Annotated in this window: 4 protein-coding genes and 1 pseudogene; 4 read left to right on the top strand and 1 reads right to left on the bottom strand. The window is 53.2% G+C overall.

The window, feature by feature from the left end; all coding sequences use genetic code 11:
• Positions 1–202 precede the first annotated feature (202 nt).
• A pseudogene (locus tag RGM3321_RS00325) lies at positions 203–456 on the bottom strand (site-specific integrase); the annotation flags it as partial.
• 185 nt (positions 457–641) lie between these two features.
• Between RGM3321_RS00325 and RGM3321_RS28425 the strand changes: the two are divergent.
• The 4 genes from RGM3321_RS28425 to RGM3321_RS00310 all read left to right on the top strand — a co-directional run bounded on the left by RGM3321_RS28425 (position 642) and on the right by RGM3321_RS00310 (position 4455).
• On the top strand, positions 642–932 hold the full coding sequence (locus RGM3321_RS28425; protein WP_347880956.1) for a hypothetical protein: 291 nt from the start codon (positions 642–644) through the stop codon (positions 930–932).
• A 63-nt stretch (positions 933–995) separates the two neighbouring features.
• Positions 996–1973 carry an IS5 family transposase gene (locus tag RGM3321_RS00320; protein ID WP_244391062.1) on the top strand — a complete coding sequence of 326 codons (978 nt, stop codon included), beginning with the start codon at positions 996–998 and terminating at the stop codon, positions 1971–1973.
• 1184 nt (positions 1974–3157) lie between these two features.
• Positions 3158–3841, top strand: coding sequence for a hypothetical protein (locus RGM3321_RS00315; RefSeq protein ID WP_244391060.1), 684 nt, complete (start codon positions 3158–3160; stop codon positions 3839–3841).
• A gap of 71 nt (positions 3842–3912) precedes the next feature.
• Entirely contained in the window at positions 3913–4455 is a 543-nt protein-coding gene (locus RGM3321_RS00310) for a hypothetical protein (RefSeq protein WP_244391059.1), read from the top strand.
• Positions 4456–4524 lie beyond the last annotated feature (69 nt).

The following is a 4524-nucleotide window of genomic DNA, read 5'->3' as shown; positions in this document are numbered from 1 at the left end:
GGATGAATCGGTGCAGATCTACAATAGGGAGCGGCCACACTTATCCCTGAAATACAAAACGCCCGATGCGGTGCATCGGGCGTTTTGAGCGTGAAACAGGTGTAAACCTATTTCAGGACTAGACAGTGTGACTTTTGCGTGATTTTTTTCATGCCTGCCTCCTCTTCAAAATCGTCAGAACCGGCCCGCGTGAGTCGGTGGCTTACACCATGTTCGCGGCTTCAATCAGATGCCCTGGTTCAGCGCCCGAGTAAGGGCTGGTGATGCTGCCGTTCTTGTGCCCGAGCAATGCCTTTCGATCTTCCTCCGTGACGCCCGCGACGACCGAAGGTGTGCTTCAAGTCGTGAATCCTGATGGACAGATAGCCTGGGAGAGCGGGGCGAAGGTTTTCCTCCTGCCAAAGTTTCGCCGCGCACCGTTGCCTTTTTCCAAGCAGAGTCGTTCATTCGGTGCATGCGCGCTTTCATCTGGCAGCATGCGCATTATATCGATGCAGTCGCCCACCCGTGTCTGGTGGCTCTGGCTCATATCGAATTCCGAAGGGTGGCGTGAGTTGATCAAGTGGTCTATTAACTTGATGAGGGTCTTAACGAGGAGCGCAATCTTGGTCGGTAGAATTTCTGATTCAGAACTCCATGAAATGCGGATTCGCAAGCTACAGAACGACATCTCTGATTCAGCGCGTCTCGGCATACCTTTGAAATTCATGCACCTGTCGGCTCTGACACCCACCAGCAGAGAGCATCATGTTGAAAGGCATGGTGAGCTATTCTCTGGGCAGGAGATGCTTGATTGGTGGGCAGAGGGGGATAACCGTGTGCGCTGTCGCTGTGCATGCACCCCAGTGCTTTTAGATAATCAGGGGAGGCCTATGACTCCAGATCTCATGGTTAAAGCCAAGATGGATCTGAAGGCTTTCAAACTGACCTAGGGAAACTCTGAAGAAGACCTCTAAGTTTGGCAGAATACCTGATCTCCACCGCCGAGACGCCTGATGAAGCAGATGACCTTCGCCGACGCCGAGTACGCTGGCAAACGCAAGCAAACCCGTAAAGAGCGTTTCCTGATCGAGATGGATCAGGTCGTGCCCTGGAAAGGATTGATCAATCTTATCGAGCCTCATTACCCTAAGGGCGAAGGTGGCCGTCCCGCCTATCCGCTAATGGCGTTGCTGCGCATACATCTGATGCAAAACTGGTTCGGCTACAGTGATCCGGCAATGGAGGAAGCGCTGTACGAAACAACAATCCTGCGCCAGTTCGCGGGATTGAGTCTGGATCGAATTCCCGATGAAACCACCATTCTCAACTTCCGGCGCTTGTTGGAAAAACACGAGTTGGCAGGCGGAATTTTGCAGGTTATCAACGGCTACTTGGGTGATCGTGGTTTGATGCTGCGTCAAGGCACCGTGGTCGATGCGTCGATCATTCACGCGCCGAGTTCGACCAAGAACAAGGACGGCAAACGTGATCCTGAGATGCATCAGACGAAGAAGGGAAACCAATATTTCTTTGGTATGAAAGCGCATATCGGCGTCGATGCGGAGTCGGGTTTAGTCCATAGCCTGGTGGGCACCGCAGCGAATGTGGCGGACGTGACTAAAGTCGATCAGTTGCTACACGGCGAGGAAACCTATGTCATTGGTGATGCGGGCTACACCGGCGTGGACAAGCGTGCGGAACATCAGGATCGTCAGATGATCTGGTCGATTGCGGCACGCCCGAGCAGTTACAAAAAGCATGGTAAGACCAGTTTGATCACACAGGTATACCGCAAGATCGAGTTCGCGAAAGCCCAGGTACGAGCGAAAGTCGAACATCCATTTCGCGTGCTCAAGTGCCAGTTTGGTTATACGAAAGTCCGGTTTCGCGGGCTGGCTAAAAACACCACGCAACAGGCCACCCTATTTGCCTTGTCGAACCTTTGGATGGTGCGAAAACGACTGCTGGCGATGGGAGAGGTGCGCCTGTAATGCGGAAAAACGCCTTGGAAAGGCGCTGTTTTAAGGGAAATCGATGAGTTAAAAGCGGGAAAAGTCTGATTATCTGACCAGGCGAGCTTTTTTGAACCTGAGGCCACGAGGGCGTCAAAAATCGATGCCTATTTCAGACCTTCCCTAGCGGTTCGGAGCATTCAGCGTAATAGGCGAGGCTCGGGTTAGGCCTTGATGCGCTCGCCGACCGCCTTTTCGTATCCTGCAATCAGGCGATGTGGCTCACGCCCACAGCTCTGGCGACTTGCCTGTGCCAGATCCCTTATCTCGAAATTGATTGATGTGAAACATGTTGCGCGCATCGGCTACCGGATCTATCGCTGACTGCCTTAGATTTGGCCGGGGTCGTATTGCATGAACTCAATGCCATGCTTTTTATTTAGTCGATTCGGTAGGTAGCAGCTGCCGCTCGACGTCTGAACGAGCATTTCTTCTGAAGCGACAGGCGAATGATCAGTCTGCTTCATTAATGCGGGCATGGCTGCCCCCACGCCATGCCGTCACCGGGGCGCTGCGATTAAAAATGGAAGGGGCTACTGCGTGATTTGCGATGCGTAAGCGCTGGCATCCACGCGGTGGTTCCGGCCAGAGCAAAGAACTGTCTCCGTCAGATGATTTGGCGGCGTTCGCGTTGGTATCCGTGGTTTCTCAGTGACAGATGCAACCTGATTCGGACGATGTTGACAAAGCCTATTATGGTCATTGCTGTATTTATATACAGTATTTGGGTGGTTCTGATCTGGATCAGCCTGACGAAATGGCGCTTTGGCAATAATCATTGCCCGTGTGCTGCCGGTGAGGAGCTCATCTGTCGGCCAGCTTATTTCACGCCATTCAAATTCCCGAGAAACCGAGCGGAGATATGAGGATTGCATCCACTTAAAATCCAACTTGAGGAACTAATTTATGCCTGATACCAATGCGTACTACCTGGAAAATCTGACAGACCTGCGAGCCGTAAGCGGAGGCGCAAGTTACGCGTTTATTCATGCAGGGGGCGGATTTTGGAGGCGAGCCCCCCTGGACACAATTTCTCCCGAAAATCTCGATGCGGGTCTATTGGTCGCAGCCGACGGTAGCCGCTGGAAGCTGGACAAAACGTCCGGGCCCACTCGGGCTGAAGTTGGAAAACCGGGACGTCGTTCAACGATAACGGCTGGGTAGTGGGGTGGTATACCCCTGGAGAAAACATCAACGGCAACGGAAATAAGTTTAACTACGCCTCGTTGTACATTCCCAACGACCGCGTCGTGCAACAAAATGGTCTGAACGGTGCCACCGGTTCGAAAGTGGACGGCCTGAACGTGACAATGGGTTTTGGTGGCCCTTCGACGCGCGGAGGGCGACATGCTATTGACGGGGTGTTGCTACAAGGATTCGGTACTGAGGGGGTCACAGATCAAAACAACGGAGACCGAAATTATGTTGGCGTACAAGGTCAAGTGCTGACTAACTCGGGAGATGGCGGGACGAGTCCCTCTGATCTGCGTGGTGCGTATTTCGGTGGATCTGATTATGTAGGGCTTTACGGCACGGCTAAATACGTAAATAACATTACCGGTCGGGAAGTAAACACAGATATCCAGGCGAGCGACGGTACTCGTGTTGATTATCACACGGGTATCCAGATCGCTTCCAATATCGGTGAGCGCGGCTTTACTCTGGATACTGCTATTTCTGTATCGAACCTTGGTGGATCTCCTCGAGGCTGGGGAAATGGTATCAGCTTCAGCGGAAAGAACGGGGGGCTGCGTTCGAGTCCGATAGTACTGCTATTAGGGTTTTCCCTTCCGGAGCTGCAGGCGGGGCGCTTGGTACGCTACTCGATACTCGAGGTGTTACGGTAGGTCAGCTCATAGCCGCTGATGGAGTGTCTTTGCGTAGGGGCGTCCTTGATCTGGCGACCTCTGGAGCATTAGTGAATCTTGGGTCTTCCACCGCCGCAGGTGTCGTGCAGTTTCAGGGCCGCTCATCCGGTCTCTCCTCTGCGTGGGATGCACGCTTGGCTTTTATCGGTGGTACATCAACTACGGGTCAAGGGGTTGCCCAGATTGATGCCGGTCTAGTTGCCACCAGTGCGGCAGTCGTTCGGAGTACCACAGCCAACTACACCGCATTAGGCACTACCGCTTATCCGTTCAGCCAGGTTGTCATTCAGACGAGCCCAATCGTAACGTCTGACGTGCGTCAGAAAACGGAAATTGAAAAGCTCACATTGGGGCTGGACTTCGTCCGTAGCTTTGCTGCTGCGGAGCAAGGATTGATCCAGTACCGGATGGTCCAAACTGGTGGCAAAGTACAGAAGGTCCAGACGGGAACGCGCAAAGTCGAGCGCCAGGCTACAGAGACTGTCGAGACGGTTGTGCATTATCTGGAGATGGTTGAAGGCAAAGCGATCCAGAAGGTGACCTTGCCCCCGAGAAACGTATCCCTTAACCCGGCGTCGGGGTCGAGTATCTAGGGTTGTTGCCTTTGCCAGTTCTGCTCGTATTGCATCGGACTTACGTAATGCAGCGTCGAGTGCAGGCGC

The sequence above is a fragment of the Pseudomonas sp. RGM 3321 genome (genome assembly GCF_022836805.1).
Lineage (GTDB): Bacteria > Pseudomonadota > Gammaproteobacteria > Pseudomonadales > Pseudomonadaceae > Aquipseudomonas.
Note: the sequence above shows the minus strand (reverse complement) of the source record. Positions and strands in the feature narration are given on the sequence as shown.

Bases quoted from the DNA above. Each gene is read 5' to 3' on its own strand.
- RGM3321_RS00320 (WP_244391062.1), top strand. From the start codon at position 996: ATGAAGCAGATGACCTTCGCCGACGCCGAGTACGCTGGCAAACGCAAG.
- RGM3321_RS28425 (WP_347880956.1), top strand. From the start codon at position 642: ATGCGGATTCGCAAGCTACAGAACGACATCTCTGATTCAGCGCGTCTC.